Origin of the sequence: Nocardia ignorata NBRC 108230 (genome assembly GCF_001612905.1) — a bacterium.
Lineage (GTDB): Bacteria > Actinomycetota > Actinomycetes > Mycobacteriales > Mycobacteriaceae > Nocardia > Nocardia ignorata.
Genome location: NZ_BDBI01000035.1, coordinates 55,239 through 76,345, shown reverse-complemented (window position 1 = coordinate 76,345; position 21,107 = coordinate 55,239). Strand labels below are relative to the sequence as shown.

Annotated in this window: 19 protein-coding genes and 1 pseudogene; 8 read left to right on the top strand and 12 right to left on the bottom strand. The window is 67.9% G+C overall.

Translation table 11 applies throughout. The features are described from left to right. Positions 1-210: 210 nt before the first annotated feature. The 6 genes from NI2_RS27105 to mqo all read right to left on the bottom strand — a co-directional run bounded on the left by NI2_RS27105 (position 211) and on the right by mqo (position 7,566). Complete coding sequence (locus NI2_RS27105; protein ID WP_067496378.1) at positions 211-594, bottom strand: cobalamin biosynthesis protein; 384 nt, start codon at positions 592-594, stop codon at positions 211-213. A gap of 10 nt (positions 595-604) precedes the next feature. Next, positions 605-2,137 carry a cobyrinic acid a,c-diamide synthase CobB gene (locus NI2_RS27100; protein ID WP_133733796.1) on the bottom strand — a complete coding sequence of 511 codons (1,533 nt, stop codon included), beginning with the start codon at positions 2,135-2,137 and terminating at the stop codon, positions 605-607. 328 nt (positions 2,138-2,465) lie between these two features. Further along, the gene (gene cobO / locus NI2_RS27095; RefSeq protein WP_067496372.1) at positions 2,466-3,080 is read right to left on the bottom strand and encodes a cob(I)yrinic acid a,c-diamide adenosyltransferase; all 615 of its coding nucleotides are present in this window, start codon (positions 3,078-3,080) and stop codon (positions 2,466-2,468) included. 149 nt (positions 3,081-3,229) lie between these two features. After that, positions 3,230-5,362, bottom strand: a complete 2,133-nt coding sequence (locus NI2_RS27090) for a magnesium chelatase subunit D family protein (RefSeq protein ID WP_067496369.1) — start codon at positions 5,360-5,362, stop codon at positions 3,230-3,232. Positions 5,363-5,595: 233 nt separating this feature from the next. Next, positions 5,596-6,027: a GNAT family N-acetyltransferase gene (locus tag NI2_RS27085; protein WP_067496367.1), complete on the bottom strand. Its 432-nt coding sequence runs from the start codon at positions 6,025-6,027 to the stop codon at positions 5,596-5,598. A gap of 6 nt (positions 6,028-6,033) precedes the next feature. Continuing rightward, positions 6,034-7,566, bottom strand: coding sequence for a malate dehydrogenase (quinone) (gene mqo, locus NI2_RS27080; RefSeq protein ID WP_174552244.1), 1,533 nt, complete (start codon positions 7,564-7,566; stop codon positions 6,034-6,036). Positions 7,567-7,798: 232 nt separating this feature from the next. Between mqo and NI2_RS27075 the strand changes: the two genes are divergently transcribed. Continuing rightward, complete coding sequence (locus tag NI2_RS27075) at positions 7,799-8,830, top strand: alpha/beta hydrolase (RefSeq protein ID WP_084476873.1); 1,032 nt, start codon at positions 7,799-7,801, stop codon at positions 8,828-8,830. Positions 8,831-8,837: 7 nt separating this feature from the next. On the opposite strand, the gene NI2_RS27070 is transcribed toward NI2_RS27075, so the two are convergent. Continuing rightward, entirely contained in the window at positions 8,838-9,401 is a 564-nt protein-coding gene (locus NI2_RS27070; protein ID WP_067496364.1) for a glycosyltransferase family protein, read from the bottom strand. A 248-nt stretch (positions 9,402-9,649) separates the two neighbouring features. Here NI2_RS27070 and NI2_RS27065 point away from each other — a divergent pair, with 248 nt between their 5' ends. After that, positions 9,650-10,093, top strand: a complete 444-nt coding sequence (locus NI2_RS27065; protein ID WP_067496361.1) for a hypothetical protein — start codon at positions 9,650-9,652, stop codon at positions 10,091-10,093. A gap of 6 nt (positions 10,094-10,099) precedes the next feature. Here the strand turns inward: NI2_RS27065 and NI2_RS27060 are convergent, their stop codons facing one another. From NI2_RS27060 to NI2_RS27050, 3 genes are read right to left on the bottom strand one after another with little or no spacing between them, the layout of a single operon-like run. Next, positions 10,100-11,725: a cobyric acid synthase gene (locus tag NI2_RS27060; RefSeq protein ID WP_174552246.1), complete on the bottom strand. Its 1,626-nt coding sequence runs from the start codon at positions 11,723-11,725 to the stop codon at positions 10,100-10,102. 8 nt (positions 11,726-11,733) lie between these two features. Then, positions 11,734-12,597, bottom strand: coding sequence for a type I methionyl aminopeptidase (gene map / locus NI2_RS27055; protein ID WP_067496356.1), 864 nt, complete (start codon positions 12,595-12,597; stop codon positions 11,734-11,736). A gap of 13 nt (positions 12,598-12,610) precedes the next feature. Continuing rightward, positions 12,611-14,896, bottom strand: coding sequence for an FdhF/YdeP family oxidoreductase (locus NI2_RS27050; RefSeq protein WP_067496352.1), 2,286 nt, complete (start codon positions 14,894-14,896; stop codon positions 12,611-12,613). An 81-nt stretch (positions 14,897-14,977) separates the two neighbouring features. Here NI2_RS27050 and NI2_RS27045 point away from each other — a divergent pair, with 81 nt between their 5' ends. Further along, positions 14,978-15,988: an LLM class flavin-dependent oxidoreductase gene (locus NI2_RS27045; protein WP_067496348.1), complete on the top strand. Its 1,011-nt coding sequence runs from the start codon at positions 14,978-14,980 to the stop codon at positions 15,986-15,988. Between the two features lies 1 nt (position 15,989). Here the strand turns inward: NI2_RS27045 and NI2_RS27040 are convergent, their stop codons facing one another. After that, on the bottom strand, positions 15,990-16,589 hold the full coding sequence (locus NI2_RS27040; RefSeq protein ID WP_067496345.1) for a DUF4126 domain-containing protein: 600 nt from the start codon (positions 16,587-16,589) through the stop codon (positions 15,990-15,992). A gap of 89 nt (positions 16,590-16,678) precedes the next feature. Further along, positions 16,679-17,060, bottom strand: a pseudogene (locus tag NI2_RS27035) (winged helix-turn-helix transcriptional regulator). Between the two features lie 36 nt (positions 17,061-17,096). Between NI2_RS27035 and NI2_RS27030 the strand changes: the two are divergent. The 5 genes from NI2_RS27030 to NI2_RS27010 all read left to right on the top strand — a co-directional run bounded on the left by NI2_RS27030 (position 17,097) and on the right by NI2_RS27010 (position 21,105). After that, on the top strand, positions 17,097-17,420 hold the full coding sequence (locus NI2_RS27030; RefSeq protein WP_067496342.1) for a RidA family protein: 324 nt from the start codon (positions 17,097-17,099) through the stop codon (positions 17,418-17,420). Between the two features lie 412 nt (positions 17,421-17,832). Beyond that, entirely contained in the window at positions 17,833-18,426 is a 594-nt protein-coding gene (locus NI2_RS27025; protein WP_067496339.1) for a hypothetical protein, read from the top strand. 79 nt (positions 18,427-18,505) lie between these two features. Then, positions 18,506-19,351: a helix-turn-helix transcriptional regulator gene (locus NI2_RS27020; protein WP_067496336.1), complete on the top strand. Its 846-nt coding sequence runs from the start codon at positions 18,506-18,508 to the stop codon at positions 19,349-19,351. Positions 19,352-19,452: 101 nt separating this feature from the next. Further along, positions 19,453-20,220, top strand: coding sequence for a class I SAM-dependent methyltransferase (locus NI2_RS27015; RefSeq protein ID WP_067496333.1), 768 nt, complete (start codon positions 19,453-19,455; stop codon positions 20,218-20,220). Between the two features lie 120 nt (positions 20,221-20,340). Next, complete coding sequence (locus NI2_RS27010; RefSeq protein ID WP_067496330.1) at positions 20,341-21,105, top strand: glucose 1-dehydrogenase; 765 nt, start codon at positions 20,341-20,343, stop codon at positions 21,103-21,105. Positions 21,106-21,107 lie beyond the last annotated feature (2 nt).

Genomic DNA, 21,107 nt, shown 5'->3' with positions numbered 1-21,107 from the left:
CCCGCGCTACTCCGTCGCAATCGCACGGCGGGCGTGTGTGTCCCGACCGGACGCGCCGAGTGCTCTACCAGGCTGAGCTACCGCCACCGCGCGGTGGCGGGCAGGATTCGAACCTGTGACCGCTTGGATGAAAGGTAACCGATCAGTGCCGGCCCGCCGTACGACTGCTGGAACAGACGTTACTGTGCGCGGCCGATCTTGCCCAGTGAATTAAATCGGGTCGGCGTACGCCACAGCCACGACGATTCCGTCGACAATTGTTCGACCGCACACTGATTCGCCATTCCCGGCGAGTAGAGCGGCGGACTCCGCGACGCTGGGGGTACCGACCGCGGATTCGGTGCGTGGCGAGCTGTGCGCAACCTCGACCGCGGACAATTCCTCGGCGGTGAATCCGAGCAGCGCGACTCCGAGTATCGCGGCGGCCGCCCGCACTTCCGGCTCGGCGGCTCGGGTGTCGAGCGTCGCCAGGCAGGCGATGCGGTACTGCCCGACAACCTCTTCGACGGCTCGCACGATGCGGTCCGCTGTGGTGCCGGGGCGCAGACCGATGCCGACGGCGACTCGGTCCAGCGACGCCCTACTGTCCGTCACCGACGACCCGTCATCGAGATTCGAATCCCGTTGCGGCGTCGACGAATCGGCGGATGGCGTCAGGATTACCGGCAGGGTGGGTGTGCAGGTAGGAGGCATGGACCTGGCCCACCACCGCACCTTCGGAGACGGACTGTGTTGTGCGCCAGCCCCATGCGGCGTTCGCCGTGCCCGCTCTGGTCAGGCGGGTGCGGTGGAATTCGTGGCCGCGTACTCGGGAGCCCGCCTGCCACAGCACGGAGTCGTGCAGGGCGACGGCGTCGCGGTAGCCGAGGGTGAGGCGGGGGCCGAATTCGGCGTCGGCGTCGACCACTCCGGCCATGGGATGCCCGTCGAGGGAGCGGGTGAGGTAGAGCAGTCCGGCGCATTCCGCGTGGATCGGAAGGCCGTGGGTGGCGCCGTCGGCGATCGCGCTGCGTAGGCGTACGTTCGCCGAGAGTTGCGCGGCGTGCTCCTCGGGAAAGCCACCCGGAAGCACCAAACCGGCTGTGTCCTCGGGCAATTCGTCGGTCAGTGGATCGAAGACCACGACCTGCGCACCCGCTGCCAGGAGCAACTCTCGGTGCTCGGCGTAGCCGAAGGTGAAGGCAGCGCCGCCGGCCATCGCGATCACCGGCCCCCCGATCCGGGTGCGGCGGTGGCCGGCGGTCGCGTCCGTGATCGTGGTGGTCGGCAGTAGGGATCGCTCGGACGATGTCGCCGGGGCGGGATCGTGTGGAGTTCGCGCGATAGCGGCCGACCGGCCGAGCTCGCCCGACGGCTGCTCTCGATCGGGCAGTATGGCTCGGTCGGCGGCTGCGGCCAGTTCGGTCAGCGGATCCCAGGCGGGGCCCTGTACCGATCCACCGGCCAGCGCGACGATCGCCGGGAGGTCGACGTGGGCGGCGACCAGGGTGGTCATCGCGTCGACCGCGCGGGTGGCGGCGGTGCCGTGTTCGACGGCTGGGATAAGGCCGAGATGGCGTGAGGGGACTTCCAATTCGGCCATGCGCGGGAGTACGCCGAGGACCGGGACGCCCACCCGATCACACGCCGAGCGCAAGACCTGCTCGTGGCGTTCACTACCGACACGGTTGAGGATCACCCCGCCCAGGCGCACTGAGGAGTCGAAGGTGGCGAACCCGTGGAGCAGCGCGGCCAGGCTTTGCGAATGTCCGCGCGCGTCGACGACCAGTACGACCGGTGCGCCGAGCAGGCTCGCCACCTGCGCGGTGGAACCCTCGGCCACCGCCTCCGTCCGATGCTCGTCGATACGACCGTCGAACAGGCCCATCACGCCCTCGACCACCGCGATATCGCACCCGTGGGCACCGTGCCGGTACAGCGGGACCACCCGATCCTCGCCTACCAGAACAGGATCGAGGTTCCGGCCGGGGCGTCCGGCGGCGAGCCCGTGATACCCGGGGTCGATGTAGTCCGGCCCGACCTTGAACGGCGCCACCTGGTGCCCAGCCCGCCGCAACGCGCCGATGAGCCCGGTGGCCAGCGTCGTCTTGCCGCTACCCGACGCCGGGGCCGCGATAACGATCGCCGGCGCGCTCACGGTCGCCGCTCCCACACGACCGTCGTTCCACTCCCCGTTCGTTCCACAACGGCTGCCGAGCCATCGACCATTCGTTCCCCCACAGCCGCCGGGCCAGTCACCATTCGATCCACCACAGCTACCGGGCCAGCCACCATTCGTTCCCCCACAGCCACCGGGCCAGCCACCATTCGATCCCCCACAGCCGCCATGCCGCTCGCTGTTCGATCCACGACAGCCGCCATGCCGCTCGCTGTTCGATCCGCCACGGCTGGCGGCGCGGCCACCGTTCGATCCACCAGAGCTGCCGCGTCGGTCACCATTGGATTCCGCACGGCTGTCGAGCCAGTCACCATTCGATCCCGCGCTGACCCTTGCGGCCCGCGTCCATCGGGTGCTTCACCTTGGTCATCTCGGTGACCAGGTCGGCGGCATCGATCAGGGCCTGCGGTGCGTCGCGTCCGGTGATGACGACGTGCTGGTTACCCGGCCGGTTGGTGAGTGTCTCGACGACCTCGTCGATATCGACCCAGCCCCACTTCAAGGGGTAGGTGAACTCGTCGAGCACGTAGAAGCGGTGCTGCTCGGCGGCGAGCCGCCGTGCGATCTCCTGCCAGCCCGCGAGCGCGGCGGCGGCGTGGTCTTCCTCGGTCCCGTGCTTGCGGGTCCACGACCACCCCTCCCCCATCTTGTGCCACTCCACCGCGCCGCCCGCGCCGGTCTCCTCGTGCAGGGTGCCGAGGGTCCGGAACGCCGCTTCCTCGCCGACCTTCCACTTCGCGCTCTTCACGAACTGGAACACGGCAACGTCGAACCCCTGGTTCCAGGCCCGCAGCGCCATCCCGAACGCCGCCGTCGACTTCCCCTTGCCCGGCCCGGTGTGCACGGCGAGCACCGGTTGATTACGCCGCTGCCGCGTGGTCAGCCCGTCCGCGGGGACGACCTCGGGAACACCCTTGGGCACAGCAACTCCTCTTCTCGACCCGCTCACGCGGGTCAATTCACGGCCTCGAACAGCACGGCCACCGGACCGACCGCACAGCGCCGACTCGGAATCATTTCTATCAGGACGGGCCGTCATGCCCGCCCCGCACAGGTACGGCTCGGGCAGGGCTAGGCGGCGCGGGCCGACCCGCGCACGACGTCCGCGACGGTTTCGCCGGTGAGTTCGTCCAGGCGCAGATAGCGGGCTTGCAGGTCGCGGGCCAGTTCGGCGGCCAAGCCCAGGCGGATCATGCCGCGTTCGCAGTCGATGACCATCGCGGTGTGGCCTTCGCCCGCGATCAAGCGGGCGGCGGTACGGGCGCGCGGGAGGGGGTCGGTGCCGCCGGTGGCGCGGCCGTCGGTGAGCAGGACGAGCATCGGGCGGCGGCGAGGGTCGCGCACGTGTTCGCGGGCGATCACCTCGCGGGCCTTCAGCAAACCGGCCGCGAGAGGTGTCTTCCCGCCGGTGCGCAGACCGGCCAGGCGGCGCACGGCGATGTCGACCGAGGAGGTCGGCGGCAGAACCAGCTCGGCCTCGCTGCCGCGCACGCTGATCACCGCCACCTTGTCGCGGCGCTGGTAGGCGTCGCGCAGCAGGGTGACGACGGCGCCGGTGACGGCGGTGAGCCGGTCGCGGGCGGCCATCGAACCGGAGGTGTCGACGACGAAGACGACCAGATTGCCTTCGCGCCCTTCGCGATACGCGCCACGCAGGTCTTCGATCGCCAGAGCGAGCGGTCCGGCGAACCGGCCGCGCTCGACCTGTTTCGGTGCGGCGGCGAAGACGGTGCCGAGCAGGTGCAGGCCGGTGGAGGTGTCGGTGTGGGGGCGAACCATGCGACCGGTGCGGGTCTGGGCGCGGGAGCGGCGGCCGGGAGCGCCTTCACCGATGCCGGGGACTTCCCAGCGGGGGGCAGGCTTGGAAGTGGAACCGGGTGTGCCGGAAAGCCTTTCAGCGGTCGGCCGAGAACCCTTGTCGTCGGAGCCATGGCTGTTCGAACCGGCATCGGTGGGGCGGTTGCCATTCGGGCCACCACCGGGTCCACCGTCCGGACCGCTGTCGTTCGGGCCACTCGGCCCACCGTCCGGGCCGTCGTCATCCGGCCCGTCGCTGTCGTCGGGACCGCCCTCGCGCGGGTCGTTGTCACTCCCTAGCCGATCCTCGGAACCGTCGCCGACGGGGCCGCTCGGATCGGCACCTGACTCGCCACTCGCACGACCATCGTCGGCCTGCTCGCCGCTGCGGCAGTCCGCATTCTCCCCGTCGAACGCTTTCCCATCGGCCGACCAGTCGAATTCGTCGTCGGAAGCGTTTTCGACCTCATCGGCCGCAGCCCGCATCGCCTCGTCGAGCTGTTCCTCACTGATCCCCGGCTCGTCGAACGGATCGCGCCGCCGCCGATGCGGCAGGGCCAGCTCGGCGGCGATCCGCACATCGTCCTCGGTGACCCGATCCCGGCCTCGCCAGGCCGCGTGCGCGGTCGCGGTCCGGGCGACGACCAGATCCGCCCGCATCCCGTCGACATCGAAGGCCGCACACAGCGCCGCGATCCGGCGCAGCTCGGCATTGTCGAGCACGACATCGGGCAGCCGGTCGCGCGCGGTCAGAATGCGTTCGGCGACACCCTGATCCGCGCCGGCGTAGCGGGCGGCGAAGGCGGCGGGGTCGGCTTCGTAGTCGAGGCGGCGGCGCACGACGGCCATCCGGGTCGACACGTCACGTGAGGCCGCCACGTCGACGGTGAGGCCGAACCGATCGAGCAACTGCGGGCGCAGTTCTCCCTCTTCGGGATTCATGGTGCCGACGAGCACGAACCGCGCCGGATGCGAATGCGACACCCCGTCGCGCTCCACGTGCACGCGGCCCATGGCGGCGGCATCGAGCAGCACGTCGACCAGGTGGTCGTGCAGGAGGTTCACTTCGTCGACGTAGAGCACGCCGTGATGGGCCGCGGCCAACAGGCCGGGACGGAACGCCTGCTCCCCGTCACGCAGCACCCGCTCGAGATCCAGCGAACCGACTACGCGGTCCTCGGTGGCGCCGACCGGCAACTCGACCAACCGGGCCGGTCGCGCACCGGTCTCGTCGACCACCGGCGGCAGCAACTGCGCCAGTGCGCGCACCACGGTCGACTTCGCGGTGCCCTTCTCGCCGCGCACCAGCACCCCGCCGATTCCCGGGTGCACCGCCGACAAGATCAACGCCAGCTGCAACCGCTCCTGCCCCACCACAGCGGAGAACGGGAACCCCGCCTCACCCACTCCCCGCGCAGCGGTGTGCGGACCAGCGGCAACATCAGCAAAACCAGGCACGCCCCCACTGTATGCGCGGCCCGTTCGCCCCCGATCCCCGGGCATCACTGCCCGACGAGCGGCACCCGGTGCGCCGCCCGCGACGATCGCATCCAGCGGCACCCCGCCATAGTGGCGCGCGCGTCCCTCGACAGACCGGAAGGCATGGCAGACGCAGGGTCGGAGATGGTTACCCGGGAGAATCAGCCGCGACGCATCGGGACGTGCATGATGCCGTCGTCGTCGTATTCCGGCCCGTCGACGGCGAAGCCGAACTTGGCATACATGTCGACGAGGTGGGACTGGGCATCCAATCGCACTGTCGCCGAACCGGTTTCAGCCAGCGCGGCCTGCATCAGACGAGTGGTGTAGCCACGTTTGCGGGCATCCGTCGCCACGCACACCCGGCCGATGCGGAATCCGTCCGCCTCTTCGAGCAGGCGCAAAGTCGCCACGAGCTCACCGTCGTCATCGATCCACAGGTGACGCGTGCCGGGAAGCAGATCACGCCCGTCCAGTTCGGGGTAGGCGCATTCCTGCTCCACGACGAACACGTCGACGCGCAATGTCAGCAGCCGGTACAGGGTGGCGGAGTCGAGGTCCGCCGCCCACGACCGTTTCAGCACGACCGGCACGGCGGACTATCGCACCTGGGCGAAGCCGAGCGTGTCTTCCTGGGTGGTGGCGCTGACCTCGTCGAGCTTGAGCGTCTTGTTGGTCCAGTCCCACACTTCCTGGAACAGGGCCTGGTTCTCCGACAGCTTCTGGCCGAGCGAGGGGATCATCTGCTGCAGCTGCGGGGTCCAGTCGGCGTATTCACGCGGGAAGCAACGCTGCATCACATCGAGCATCGCGGTGACACAGGTCGACGCGCCGGGCGAGGCACCGAGCAGACCGGCGATGCTGCCGTCCTGGGCGGAGATGACCGCGGTGCCGAACTCGAGCACGCCACCGGCACCCTTGCGCCGGATCACCTGCACGCGCTGACCGGCGGTGATGAGCTCCCAGTCGCGGCCGTCGGCCCGCGGCAGGAACTCCTCGAGCACACCCACCTTGCCGTTCTGCGACTTCAGCAGCTCGCTGATCAGGTACTTGGTGAGACCCATCTCGGTGAGACCGACACCGACGAGCGAACCGATGTTGTTCGGCTTGATCGACTTGAACAGGTCGGCGTTGGAGCCGTCCTTGAGGAACTTGGGGGTCCAGCCGGCATAGGGGCCGAACAGCAGGCCCTTCTTACCGTTGATGACGCGAGTGTCCAAGTGCGGCACCGACATCGGCGGCGCGCCGACGGCGGCCTTGCCGTACACCTTGGCCTCGTGCGCGGCGATCAGGTCGGGGTTGGTCGAGCGCAGGAACTGGCCGCTGATCGGGAACCCGCCGAAGCCCTTGGCCTCCTTGATGCCCGACTTCTGCAGCAGCGGCAGCGCGCCACCACCGGCGCCGACGAACACGAACTTCGCGTTGATCGTGCGCGACCGGTAGGTGCGCAGGTTGCGCACGGTGACGTTCCAGGAGCCGTCGGACTGCTTGTCGAGGTCGCGGACCTCGGTGCCGAAGGCGATCTCACCGCCGGAGTAGCCGACGTAGGCCAGCAGCTGCTTGGTGAGCGCGCCGAAGTCGATGTCGGTGCCGCCGTCGGTCCAGTTCAGCGCGATGGGGTCGGAGAAGTCACGGCCCTTGGCCATCAGCGGCAGGCGCTTGGCGAACTCGTCGGGACTGTCGATGAACTCCATCCCACAAAACAGCGGGTGCGGCGCCAGCGCCTCGTAGCGCTTACGCAGGTACTCGACGTTGTCGGCACCGTGCACGAAGCTGACGTGCGGGATGGGGTTGATGAAGCGCGACGGGTCGCCGAGGACGCCCGCGTCGACCGCGGAGGCCCAGAACTGCCGCGAGACCTGGAAGCGTTCGTTGATGTCGATCGCCTTGCTGACATCGACCGAGCCGTCGGCGTTCTGCGGGCTGTAGTTCAGCTCGCACAGCGCCGAGTGACCGGTACCCGCGTTGTTCCACGGGTCGCTGCTCTCGGCGGCGGCGGCGTCGAGCCGTTCGAACACCGAAACCGTCCAGTCCGGCTGCAGCTGCCGCAGCAGCGCGCCCAGCGTGGCACTCATGATGCCTGCGCCGATGAGAACTACATCGGTCTTTTCAATCTTCGCAGCGTTCGGCACGGGTAGATCGACTTCCTTGTCCTTCTCAGCTAACCACCGGCGGGTGAGTTCGCTTGGCGCGGGCGCTTGGCAGTGTTGATGCGACTCGCAGTGAATCGCCGGGGGTAGGTTACCCGTCGTTCACCTGAACTCAATTGTGCACCTCAGCAGATCGCCTCACTGCACCCGACCTGCCGAATGTGATGTAAACCAACCCTGCACGTCGCCGTGACCCCGCGATAGATTGGCGGGTGTGACGAACGAAACGCAAGGGATCGCCGACCGGACCGACGAGCAGTGGCAGGCCGACATCCTCGGCACGGCGTACCAGCAGCGAACCCTGCCGCTCGGTACCGACCCCGACGGCGAGGGCGAGATCGTCGCCACCCTGGTTCGCTATTTGCCCGACGCCGCCGCACCGGCACACGAGCCGACAGTGCTCTACGTGCACGGCTTCACCGACTACTTCTTCCAGGAGCACCTGGCCGAGCATTTCGCCGCACGCGGCCACCGCTTCTACGCACTCGACCTGCGTAAATGCGGCCGCTCACGGCGCGAGGGGCAGAGCGCCCACTACGTCAGCGACCTGGCGCTCTACGACAGCGAACTCAACGAGGCGCTGCGGATCGCGCGCGAGGAGACCGGCAACGATGTGCTGATCGTGGCGCACTCGACCGGCGGCCTGATCACGCCGCTGTGGCTGGACCGGCTCGAGGCCGCGGGCGGCAGCGCGGCGGCGGGCGTAGCCGGAGTGGTGCTCAACAGCCCCTGGTTCGATCTGCAGGGACCGTCGTACTACCGCACCGTCGGCACGCCCATCATCAACGCCGTCGGCCGGTTCCGGGCGTTCGCGCAGATCCCCGGCATGGGGGTGAGCACCGCCTACGGCGACAGCCTGCACCACACCCGCTCGGGTGAATGGGACTACAACCTGGACTGGAAGCCGCTGACCGGCGAACCGGTGCGTCTGGGCTGGTTGCGGGCGATCCGGCAGGGCCAGGCGCGGCTGCAGCAAGGGCTCACCATCGGGGTGCCCGCGCTGATCCTGCGTTCGCGGGTCACCAAGTTCGCGCGCCAGCACAGTGCCGCCGTCGACGTGGCCGATGCCGTGCTCGACGTCAAGCAGATCCAGCGCTGGGCCGGCTGCCTGGGCGAACGCACCACCATCGTTCCCATCGACGGCGCCCGCCACGACGTGTTCCTGTCCTCGGAGGCCGTCCGCGCCGTCGCCTTCGCCGAGACCGACAGCTGGCTCGACTGGCTCGCCGCCTACCGCAAGTCTTGATCCCGGTTCACCAGAGGCTGGTGCGCAGGACGATCTCGGTGGCGAGTTCGTGGCCCGCTTCGGTGGCGATGTTGTCGACTTCCAGAGGGACGACACGGAATTCACCGTAGACGAAGCGGCCGGAGGCGTCGGCGGTTGCGCGCGGGAGGCTCTTGGTGACCATCATCGTCACCGGGAGTTCGAGCGGCGGACAGGCCGGGTCGGGGATCGTGCCGTCGGCTCCCGGCACGGCGGGATGGCCGTGGTCTGCGACGACGAGACTCATGAACCGGCCGAACCGGCCCGCGCACACCCGCCAGGCGAGCGCCGCCCCCGTACCACGCCCGGCCACGTTCACGTAGGGCAATTCGAGTTCGTCGAGAATCGTGTGCACCCCGGCGGGCTCGAGGCCTTCGACGGACTCCACGACGACGGTCTGCAGATCGGATTCGTGCAGCCGCGCGCACACCTTGTCGAACACGTCAGCAGGGTCGTCCGCATCGGGAAGCAACAGCACATTGTGCCGCGAGGAGGGCCCGTCGACCCGCACTGTCCAGGCCTGGTCACCGACCGTGATCTGCCGAGATTTCATGCCGGTTTACGGTACACGCCCACCCTGAACACCACCTGTCGTTCGGCCCCGGTGCTCCGACCGGCCGATGCCCGTGTACTGGGCTTTCACTGCCGGGAACCGCCGAATTGCCAAACCTGTCACAAGAGGAGTCCCCTTCCGGTGAGGACGAGAGCGGTCCCACACCCGCGCGCCCTCGCGACCTGAGGCACAGCCGTGCCACTCGCCATAGGATGGCCATCGAGTTCTATCGACATCATGGGGGGCATGTGAAAAGGATCATTCAGGCTGTGCTGTGTGCGGTCGGCGCCGTCGTCTTCGGAGCGGGGGCGCTGACGGGGGTCGCCTATCTGTTCAACGCCACCGCCTACCTCGCCGGCTTCGGTGAAAAGGTCACCGTCCGAATCGAGGAAAGCTCCACCTCGGGGATGAGCAGCGGCCACGCGGGCATCGGAACGATCATCGAGGACGGGCGCACGGTCCGCCTCTTCGACGTCACCGCGGGCGAAACAGTCGACGCCCGAACGGTTCTCATCGACATCGGCAAAGACACCCAGGCCTACACCACACCCGCCACCGCCGCCAAGGACTACATCTGGATCTTCGGCGTCGTCGTACTCGGCGCCCCGGCGCTCGTGTTCGGCTTCGCCGCATACGTGCTCAGCCGTGGCCGACCGAAATCGGGCAGCACCACCGCCGAATCCACGGCGTGAACGCTTCTACTCGCCGGGTACTTCGAGGATTCCCGTTCGGATGATCGGGAGGTCGTTCGCGCCGCGCGCTATCAGTTCTTCCAGGGCGGGGATGTCGACATGCTTTTCGATCAGGTCGGCGAGTAGGTCGAGCTGGGCTTCCCGCACGGCGGCGACAGACGTGTCGGGGGCGACGGTGAAGCCGGTACGTCCCGCTCGAGTGGCGACTTCGGTCAGCCAGGCGCGGCGGAACTCGTCGGACTCGAGCACGCCGTGCACGTGTGTGCCCCAGATCGCTTCTCGTGCACTGCCTTCCGGAGCACCGCCGATGGTGAGCCAGGCGGGATCGCCGGTACGCCGCACCCGGCCGTGGTGGATTTCATAGCCGTGGACAGGGATGCCTACGGCTGTCCCGGTTACCTGCTGTGCGATCTTCGGCTCCGCGAACTCGATGTCCGAGTCGAACAGCCCGAGGCCGTCGCCCACCCATGGACTCCCGGACGGAATCCCCTCGCCTGCAGGCGTACCTCCCGGGGCGGCGACGCGCTCGGGAACAGCAGCCGTGGGCGACGGGAGGTGATCTCCGCCCGCGTATTCCACCCCGTCGACGATGCGACGGCCGAGCATTTGGTAGCCGCCGCAGATGCCGAGGATGGGGCGTCCGGTGGCGGCACGTGTGCGCAGTGCCGCGTCGATTCCCTTGGCGCGCAACCACTCCAGGTCGGAGACGGTGGATTTGGAACCGGGGACCACCACGAGGTCGGCGTTGATCAGTTGGTGCGGGCTGTCGGCCCAGTGGACCGAGACGCCGGGTTCGCAGGCCAGGGCTTCGATGTCGGTGGAGTTGGAGATGCGGGGCAGGCGGATGGCGGCGACGGTGAGCCAGTCGGTGCCGTGAGGTGGGGCGGGGCGGCCGACGGGGGTGCCCGCGATGGTGCCGAGGGAGTCTTCGGCGTCGAGCCAGAGGTCCTCGGCGAAGGGCAGGACGCCGAGGGTGGGGCGGCCGGTGAGGGCCGTGAGCTGGTCGAGGCCGGGTTGGAGCAGGGACACATCACCGCGGAATTTGTTGACGATGAAACCCGCAATGAGCTGCTGGTCTTCGGGTTCCAGGACGGCGACGGTGCCGAACAAATGTGCGAGCACTCCACCCCGGTCGATATCGCCGACGACGAGAACCGGGAGGTCCGCCGTGCGCGCCAGCCCCATGTTCGCCAGATCGGTCGCGCGCAGGTTGATCTCGGCGGGCGACCCAGCGCCCTCACAGATCACCACATCGAATTCCGCGCGCAGCGAGGCGAGTTCGTCCGCCACCACTTCACGCAATTGCTGACGACGCGTGAAATAGTCTCGCGCACCGACGGTTCCGATCGCCTTCCCACGCACCACCAATTGGGAACGGCGATCACTGCCGGGCTTCAACAGCACCGGGTTGAACCGCACGCTCGGCTCGAGCCCACAGGCGCGCGCCTGCAGGGCCTGGGCGCGCCCGATCTCCCCACCGTCGAGCGTGACGACGGAATTGTTCGACATGTTCTGCGCCTTGAACGGCGCGACCCGCACCCCGCGCCGCGCCAGCATCCGGCAGATCCCCGCCACCACAACGCTTTTGCCCGCGTCGGAGGTGGTCCCGGCGATCAGCAGTGCCCCGCGCAGCACACCGCTCACGGCAGGGTCAGGATTTCCGCGCCCGTCTCGGTGACCACCAGGGTGTGCTCGAACTGCGCGGTCCACTTGCGGTCCTTGGTGACCACGGTCCAGCCGTCGTCCCAGATGTCGTAGTCGATGCCGCCGAGGTTGATCATCGGCTCGATGGTGAAGGTCATGCCCGGTTCGATGACCGAGTCGATGTCGGGCTGGTCGTAATGCAGGATCACCAGGCCGCTGTGGAAGGTGGGGCCGACACCGTGACCGGTGAAGTCGCGGACAACGCCGTAGCCGAAGCGGTTGGCGTAGGCCTCGATGACGCGGCCGATGACATTGAGCGCACGGCCCGGCTTGACCGCCTTGATGGCCCGGTTGGTCGCCTCCTCGGTGCGCTCGACCAGCAGGCGCACCTCCTCGTCGACATCGCCGGCGAGGTAGGTCTTGTTGGTGTCGCCGTGCACGCCGTGGATGTAGGCGGTGACGTCGATATTGACGATGTCACCGTCCTCGATCACGGTGGAGTCGGGGATGCCGTGGCAGATCACCTCGTTGAGCGAGGTGCAGCAGGACTTCGGGAAGCCCTTGTAGCCCAGCGTGGAGGGGTAGGCGCCGTGGTCGCACATGTATTCGTGGGCGATGCGGTCGAGTTCGTCGGTGGTGACGCCGGGCGCCACCGCCTTGCCCGCCTCCTCGAGTGCCTGGGCGGCGATCTTGCCCGCGATGCGCATCTTCTCGATGGTCTCGGCCGTCTGTACCCAGGGCTCTTTGCCCTCGTTGACCGTCGGTTTCCACACGTATTCGGGGCGCTCGATGGAACGCGGGACATCCCGGATCGGCGACTGGGTGCCGGGGACGAGTGGCTGACGGGTGCGCACGGACATACCGGAAGTGTACTTAGCCGACGTCGGGATCGGTCGTGACGGGTTCGAGGCGGACGACGATGCCCTTCGAGGTCGGGGTGTTGCTGATGTCGGCGACGCTGTCGAGGGGGACCAGGACGTTGGTCTCCGGGTAGTAGGCCGCCGCCGAACCCCGGCTCGCCGGGTAGGCGACGACGACGAACTTCTCGGCGCGCCGTTCGCTGCCGTCGTGCCACACGCTGACGATGTCGACGGTGTCGCCGTCGGCCAGGCCGCGTTCGGCGAGGTCGTCGGGGTTGACCAGCACCACCCGGCGCGCGTGGTGGATGCCGCGATAGCGGTCGTCGCTGCCGTAGGGAATGGTGTTCCACTGGTCGTGGGACCGCAGTGACTGCAGCACAAGGTAACCCGGCGGCACGTCGAGCGCGGTCACCTCGTTGCAGGTGAACCGCGCTTTGCCGGTGGCGGTTCGGAAGACGCCCTCGTTGACCGGATTGGCCAACCGCAGCCCGCCCGGCTGCGCCACCCGCTCGTTGAAGTTCTCGAAACCGGGCACGACGCGGGCGATGCGGTCGCGGATGGTCCCGTAGTCGGCGACGAACTCCTCCCACGGAATCGCCGAGGTTCCCAGCGTGCGGCGTGCGAGCCGGGAGATGATGGCCACCTCGCTGAGCAGGTGCGGTGAGGCCGGGTCGAGGCGCCCGCGCGAGGCGTGCACTTCGCTCATCGAGTCCTCGACGGTGACGAATTGTTCGCCGCCTGCCTGAATGTCGCGGTCGCTGCGGCCGAGTGTCGGCAGGATCAGCGCGGTATCACCGCACACCGTGTGCGAGCGATTGAGCTTGGTGGAGATCTGCACGGTGAGCGCACAGCGGCGCAATGCCGCCTCGGTGACCTCGCTGTCGGGGGTGGCGCGCACGAAATTGCCCGCGACACCGACGAATACCTTCGCGTTGCCGTCGCGCATGGCGCGGATGGCGTCGACCGAATCCAGGCCGTGCGCGGCGGGCGGAGTGAACGCGAACTCCTTTTCCAGCGCGTCGAGGAACGCCTGCGGCGGCCGTTCCCAGATGCCCATCGTGCGGTCGCCCTGCACATTGCTGTGCCCGCGCACCGGGCACACTCCCGCACCGGGGCGACCGATATTGCCGCGCAGCAGCAGGAAATCGACGATCTCGCGGATGGTCGGCACACCGTGTTTGTGCTGGGTGAGACCCATCGCCCAGCACACGATGATCTTCTTGCTCGCCAGCACCCGCCCGTGCACCTGCTCGATCTCCTCGCGCGTGAGCCCGGTGGCCGCGAGTGCGGTCTCCCAGCCGATCGCGCGAGCGTGTTCGGCGAATTCCTCGAAACCACTGGTGTTCTGGGCGATGAACTCGTGGTCGAGCACCGTGCCCGGCGCGGCGTCCTCGGCGTCGAGCAGCAGCCGGTTCAGCATGCGGAACAGGGCGAGGTCGCCGCCGGGGCGGATCTTGAGGAATTGGTCGGCGATGGCGGTGCCGCGACCGAGCACACCGCGCGCCTTCTGCGGATTCTTGAACCGGATGAGCCCGGCCTCGGGCAGCGGGTTGACCGCGATGATCGTGCCGCCGTTGCGTTTGGTCTGCTCCAGCGCCGAGAGCATGCGCGGGTGGTTGGTGCCGGGGTTCTGGCCGACGACGAAGATCAGGTCGGCCTGGTAGATGTCGTCCAGCGACACGCTGCCCTTGCCGACACCGAGGGTTTCGGTGAGCGCCGACCCGCTGGATTCGTGGCACATGTTCGAGCAGTCGGGCAGATTGTTGGTGCCGTAGGCGCGCACGAACAGTTGCAGCAGGAACGCGGCCTCGTTGCTGAGTCTGCCCGAGGTGTAGAACACGGCTTCGTCCGGCGAGTCGAGGCCGCGCAAGGTGGTGGCGACGAGGTCGAGGGCGTCGTCCCAGCCGATGGGTTCGTAATGTGTGGCGCCCGGCCGCTTGACCATGGGTTCGGTGAGGCGGCCCTGCTGGTTGAGCCAGTAGTCCGACATCGTGTCGAGTTCGGCGACCGGATGCTCGCGGAAGAAATCGACGGTGACGCGACGCGTGGTCGACTCGTCGGCGATGTGGCGTGCGCCGTTCTCGCAGTACTCGTTGGTGGTCCGATGCTTCGGCTCCGGCCACGCGCAACCAGGACAGTCGAAACCATCGGTCTGATTGATGTTCAGCAAGGTGAGCGCGGTGCGCGGCAGCGTGCTCTGCGACAGGGAGTACTTCAGCGCGTTGACCACGGCGGGAACACCGACCGCCCACTGCTTCGGTGGCGTGACCGTCAGGTCGTCGGCGGGGTCCTCGATCATGAGGCCAGCATAACGGGAATGATATCGGACCACGGTCCGTTTAGACTGGGGAACAGAACGCGACCTGGAAACGAGGTTCACATGGAACTGGGGCTCACCACCTTCGCCGAGCGGTACCCCACGGGCGATCGGCCCGCGCCGACGGCGGCCGAGCGGCTGCGTCAGGTGGTCGACGAGGCCGTGGCCACCGAGGCCGCGGGCCTGGATGTGTACGGCGTCGGCGAGCACCACCGCCAGGATTTCGCCGCCTCCGCACCCGCCGTCGTCCTGGCCGCGGCCGCGGCCCGCACCGAACGGATCCAGCTGACCAGCGCGGTGACCGTGCTCAGCTCCGACGATCCGGTGCGCGTGTATCAGGACTTCGCGACCCTGGACGGCTTGTCGAACGGGCGGGCCGAATTGATGGCCGGGCGTGGGTCTTTCACCGAATCGTTCCCGCTGTTCGGTTACGACCTGGGCGACTACGACGCGCTCTTCGAGGAGAAACTCGGCCTGCTGCTTCGGCTGCGCGAGGAGGAGCCGGTCACCTGGTCCGGCCGGTTCCGCGCACCGCTGCGCGAGGCCACCGTCTACCCGCGCACCGACGACCGGCCGCTGCCGGTGTGGATCGCGGTCGGCGGCAGCCCCGAATCGGTGATCCGCGCCGGACTGCTCGGCCTGCCGCTGGCGATCGCCATCATCGGCGGGCAGCCCGCGCGGTTCAAGCCGCTGGTGGAGCTGTATCACCGGGCGCTGGCCGAAGGTGGGCACGAGAAGCAGCCGGTGGCGGTGCACGCGCACGGGTACATCGCCGACACCGACGAGCAGGCGGTCGCCGATTTCTACGAGCCGTACGCGATGGCGATGTCGGTGATCGGACGCGAGCGTGGTTGGGGTCCGATGACGCGCCAGCAGTTCGACGCGCTGCGTTCCCAGAGTGGGTCGTTGTTCGTCGGCACCCCCGACTACGTGGCCGCCAAGATCGCCGACGTCCGCGACACCCTCGGCCTGGACCGGTTCATGCTGCACACCAGCGTGGGCACACTGCCGCCGGAGAAGGTGCTGCACACCATCGATCTGCTCGGATCCAAGGTGGCGCCGCAGGTGCGGTGATCTACTCGAGTGCGTCGACCGCCCGAGTCTCGCGCCGTTCCCTTCTTCGGCGCAGGTAGCGGCGGATCCGGCTGGCGCACAGGTACACGACCCACAACCCGACCGCCAGCAGGATCGCGGCGATGACGGCCGCGAGGACCGGGAAGAACACCGCGAGCGTGATGATGCCGCCGACGCTCAAGTCCTCGACGGTACTCACCGCGATATTGGTGACCGGTTCCGGTGAGGTGTTGATGGCCATCCGGGTACCGGCTTTGACGATGTGACTGGCCAGCGCGGTCGTGCCGCCCACGGCGGCGGCGAACAGCGTGGGCAGCGAATCGTCTTGTCCGGCGATCAGAGCCGACACCACCGCACCGGAGGCCGGGCGCACGACCGTGTGCACCGCATCCCAGAAGGAATCCAGGTACGGGATCTTGTCGGCCACGGCTTCGATGAGGAACAGCACGCCTGCCGCGACGAGCACGTCGGTGCGTTCCAAACCGGCGGGCACGTCGTCGGTCCAGCCGATCCGCCCGAACAGGCCGAGCAGGAACACCACCGCGTACGCATTGATGCCACTGGCCCAGCCAGCGGTGAAGATCAGAGGCAGCACCGACACGTGGTCAGCCTAAGCCCGGGTACCGACACAGACCCGCAGGCGACGACGTTGCGGTCGAGTCCTCCCCGATGAGCCAAGGCCCACCGGATTCACCTGGCACCCAGTTCTGCTTCCTCACGCTCGTCATAGGCATCGCGGGCGCGGTGGATCGCGGGCATCTGTTCGGCCGCCCAGGCGAGCAGGACCTCGACCGGATGGCGCAGGGTTTTGCCGAGCGGGGTGATCCGGTACTCGACCGCGACCGGGCGGGTGCCGACCACGTGCCGTTCGATCACCCCGTTGCGCTCGAGTCTGCGCAGCGTCGCGGTGAGCGACTTCTGCGTCACCGTGGGAATCGCGCGACGCAGTTCGTTGAACCGGGTCGGGTCGCTCGCAGAGTTCGTTGAGGACGCTGAGCGACCACTTGTCGAGCACCTGATCCAGTAGCTCGCGGTGCGCGGCGTCGATGCGGAGCTCGTCGGCGGTATCCATGCTGAAACCTGGTTTCGTTGAAGTGTCCCCACCGGAATGCTGCAGCCCGCGCCCTACCACCACGTGGCTGTGGGCACCGGATCGCGGCACGTGCAGGTCAGCGGGCAGGTCTCCCGTCTCGCCGATGGAACGCCCGTCGCACCGGGCGACCTCGCCGGACAGGTTGCCCAAGCCCTGCGCAACACCGCAGTCGGCCTGGCCGGAGCAGGCGCCACCTTCGCCGACGTACTCCGCCTGACCTTCTACGTCACGGGTTGGACCCCCGACCAGGCAGGCGCCTTCACCTCACTCATCGGCGTGGACGCCCTGTTCGAGGCGGACATGATGGTGGAACTCGAGGCAACGGCAATCGTCGATTGACCCCTACCGAGCGTGCCGCACCGCATCGACCCGCGAAGTCATGGTCGATGCGGCGCACTCCGCGACCTCCGCGCCCGGGTGACCAACGTTGGTGTCTCAGCCGGTGCGGCATCGGTTCGGCGTCAAAGTCGGGTCCCTGACGTTCCCACCGATCGGCCCACGGTTCCATCTCGCGGACAGCACAGGGACGGCGCTAGGATCGCTCGACCGTGCACGTCGCGGCGGACCCAACTCGCCATTCTCAGATCGGGACCCGTTGTCCTCGAATAGTTTTCACCTTCTCCAACCGCCGATCCGCTGTCGTCATTGCGGCGCGGTTCCGGCCGTGCGGGCAGCCCTACGCGGGCACCGCGGGATGCTCCTCACATCTCAGAGCTTCAAGGTCGACGGTCCGTTCTGTCGCGCCTGTGGCGTGAGCACGTACCGTGACCTCACCGCGGACAGCCTGTGGCGCGGTTGGTGGGGCAAGTACTCGTTGGTGATCAACCCGGTCATGATGCTCGCGAATCTGTATCACCGGATCAGGATCGGTGCGCTCGACGCACCCAGGGATCATCCGTGGCCGCCGATGCCACCGGGAAAGCCGCTCTATCGACGCTGGCAGATCGTCGGCTTCGCGGTCCCGGCCGCCGTCACGGCGTTCGTGATCTCGGCGATCACGATCGGTATCGATCCGCAGCTGCCCGCGCCACCCAAAGAGCCCATTCCGGCATGGGCGCTCGGACCGACAACGACCTCGGCACCACCGACGTGGTGGGTAGGCAGCGCGAAGACGGGGGAATGCGTGTACAACACGAAGTCCGAAACCTGGGGCGACGACCCGAACCCCGACCTCCAACCGGCCGCGTGCACCGATCCGAGAGCTCAGGTCGAGGTCTTGGGAACCGCCTCGTTCCTCGGATGCCAGCCGGACTTTCCCACCGCCGACGCCGTCATCCACATCGATCACACCGGCCCGATGACTTCCTTCAGCAGAACGACGTTGTGCGTGCGCGTCCTCAGATGACACCGCACGCCCGCGGTCCGACCTCGGCTCCGCGCTCCGCGCTCAGCGCGGCACCGGCGCAGGTGACTACGTTGGAGTGATGGTCGGTGCGGCATCGGTTCGGCGGCGTGAACAATTGCGCGAGTTTCTGCGGGCTCGGCGGGAGCGGATATCTCCCGGTGAGGTGGGGTTGCCCGTGGGTGGGCGGCGGCGGACGCCCGGGTTGCGGCGCGAGGAGGTCGCGATGCTGGCGGGGGTCGGGGTGTCTTGGTATACGTGGCTCGAGCAAGGACGTGATATTTCGGTCTCCGGTGATGTTCTGGATGCCGTCGCGGGGGTTCTGCGAATGAACGAGTCCGAACGGGCGCACCTGTATTTGCTCGCCGGACTCAACCCGCCGCCCGCGAATGGATCGGGGACGGAGGTGACCGCGGAAATCCGGGCGCTTCTCGACGGGTGGGAGCGTGGGCCCGCCGTGGTGCGCGACCGCTACTGGAACATCCTCGCGTTCAACACTCTTGCCGGTCGGATCTTCGGATGCGACGACGGGGAACCACACAACTGCCTCGTCACCTTCTTCACCAGTCCCCGCTATCGTGGTCTGCCCGAGATCTGGGCCGCTGCGGCGCCGGGTGTTGTCGCGGCCTACCGTGCCGACGCGGCACTCGCCCCGCACGACGAGGAATTCGACCGTGTGGCAGAAGAACTCGTGGCATCGTCACCCGAATTCGCACAACTGTGGGACCGGCACGAGGTGGGTGTCCCCGCGCAAGCGGTCAACGCCCTACTCCACCCCGAAGCCGGCGAACTGTTCTTCGACGCGACAACCCTCACCGTCGCCGACAACCCCAATTGGTCCGTGGTCCTCTACAACCCGAAACCCGGCACAGCCACCCACGCCCGCCTGACCACCCTCCCCCACCTCCACCTCACCGAATCCGCCTGAGACAGAACAGCGGTAAACGTCGCCTGTGGCGTCGACCACTCGCGTCGCCGGAGGTCGCCGAATCACCTTGACGTTCAGGTCGACGGTCCTAGCGTTTGAGGATGGACTACACGCTGCCCAACCACTGGAGTCTTGCGGAGGAACGTCTGAGCTTGCTCGGCGCGGCGTACGACCCAGGGAGTATCGCGCTGGCGCAACACCTCGGCGTGTCTGCCGGCTGGCGTTGCCTCGAGGCCGGAGCTGGTGGCGGGTCTTTCGCACGCTGGCTGTGCACCGTTGCGCTGCCCGGTGGCCGAGTACTGGCAGTGGACGCCGATCCGCGTCATCTCACCGACTTGCCGGACCTCGGTGGTGAAACCGTCCGGATGGACCTCGTCACCGATCCTCTCCCCGCGGGCGCCTTCGATTTCGTCCATACCCGGTTCGTACTGCTCCACATCGCCGAAAGACAAGTCGTAATGGAGAGATTGGCTCGGGCATTGGCACCGGGCGGGGTGCTCGTGCTCGAGGAAGGCGATGGGCTCGGTGTGCTCGGTGAGATGCCGGGGGCATTCGGGGAAGTCTGGCGGGCCTTCGCTCGGTCCACCGAAACCGCGGGTGCCAGCCAATCGTGGGCACGCACCCTGCCCACACGGTTGGCGGCGCTCGGGCTCGTCGATATCCGGGCCGACGCCGATATTCCGTTCTTTCGCGGTGGTTCACCGATGGCTCGCATGTGGAGCCTCACCTGGGCACAGGCGCACGAAGCTCTGGTAGCCCACGGAGTCCCACGCGAGACGATCGCGGTGGCGCAGCGAGAATTGGATGACGAACAGCGGTGGCTGTACGCACCACCCACTGTTCGGGTCTGCGCCCGCGCTCCCCGCTAGCACGGGGAAGAAGCTGGTCTCGCGCTGAGCATCCGCCGTTCTGTGCCGTCAGGGTGGTGGTGGCACACCCCTGATAAACGCGCACTGTTTGTCTTCCCAGCGGAGGCGCAAGGTGAGTGCATGACGCACAACGGGTTTCGGTTCGACGGGAAGATCGCTCTGGTTACCGGGGGTAGCAGCGGGATGGGGTTGGCGGCCGCGCGGCGGTTGATCGAGGAGGGTGGGCGGGTTGTGGTGACCGGCCGGGACAAGGGGCGGCTCGATGCGGCGGTCGAGGAGTTGGGTGATCAGGCGGTCGGGGTGGCCGGGGACATGGCTGATCTCGACGATCTCGATGCTGTGATGGCGGCGATCTCCGAGCGGTTCGGGCGGCTCGATGTGGTGTTCACCAATGCGGGGATCGGGTCGTTCCAGTCGATCGAGCAGGTGAACGACGAGCTGTTCGGGCAGGTGATCGACAGCAATTTCAAGGGGGCGTTCTTCACGATTCAGAAGGCGTTGCCGGTGCTGGTCGACCACGGTTCCATCGTCATCAACGCGTCGTTCGGCCTGCACCGTGGGGTGCCGGGTGCGGCGTTGTATTCGGCGAGTAAGGCGGCAGTGCACAATCTGACGCGCACGCTCGCGGCGGAATTGGCGCCACGGCGTATTCGGGTCAATTCGGTGAGCCCCGGCTACATCGACACACCGGCCTTCCGCGCCGAACTCTCCGAGTCGGCGCAGGCCGGAGTCGCGGCCCTCTCCCCTGCCGGCCGGATCGGCACCGTCGACGACATCGCCGCCGCCGTCGCGTTCCTCGCCTCCGCCGAGGCTTCCTACGTCAACGGCCACGACCTACGCGTCGACGGCGGCCTGACCTCGGTAGACGCCGCCGCACTTCTCTAGCC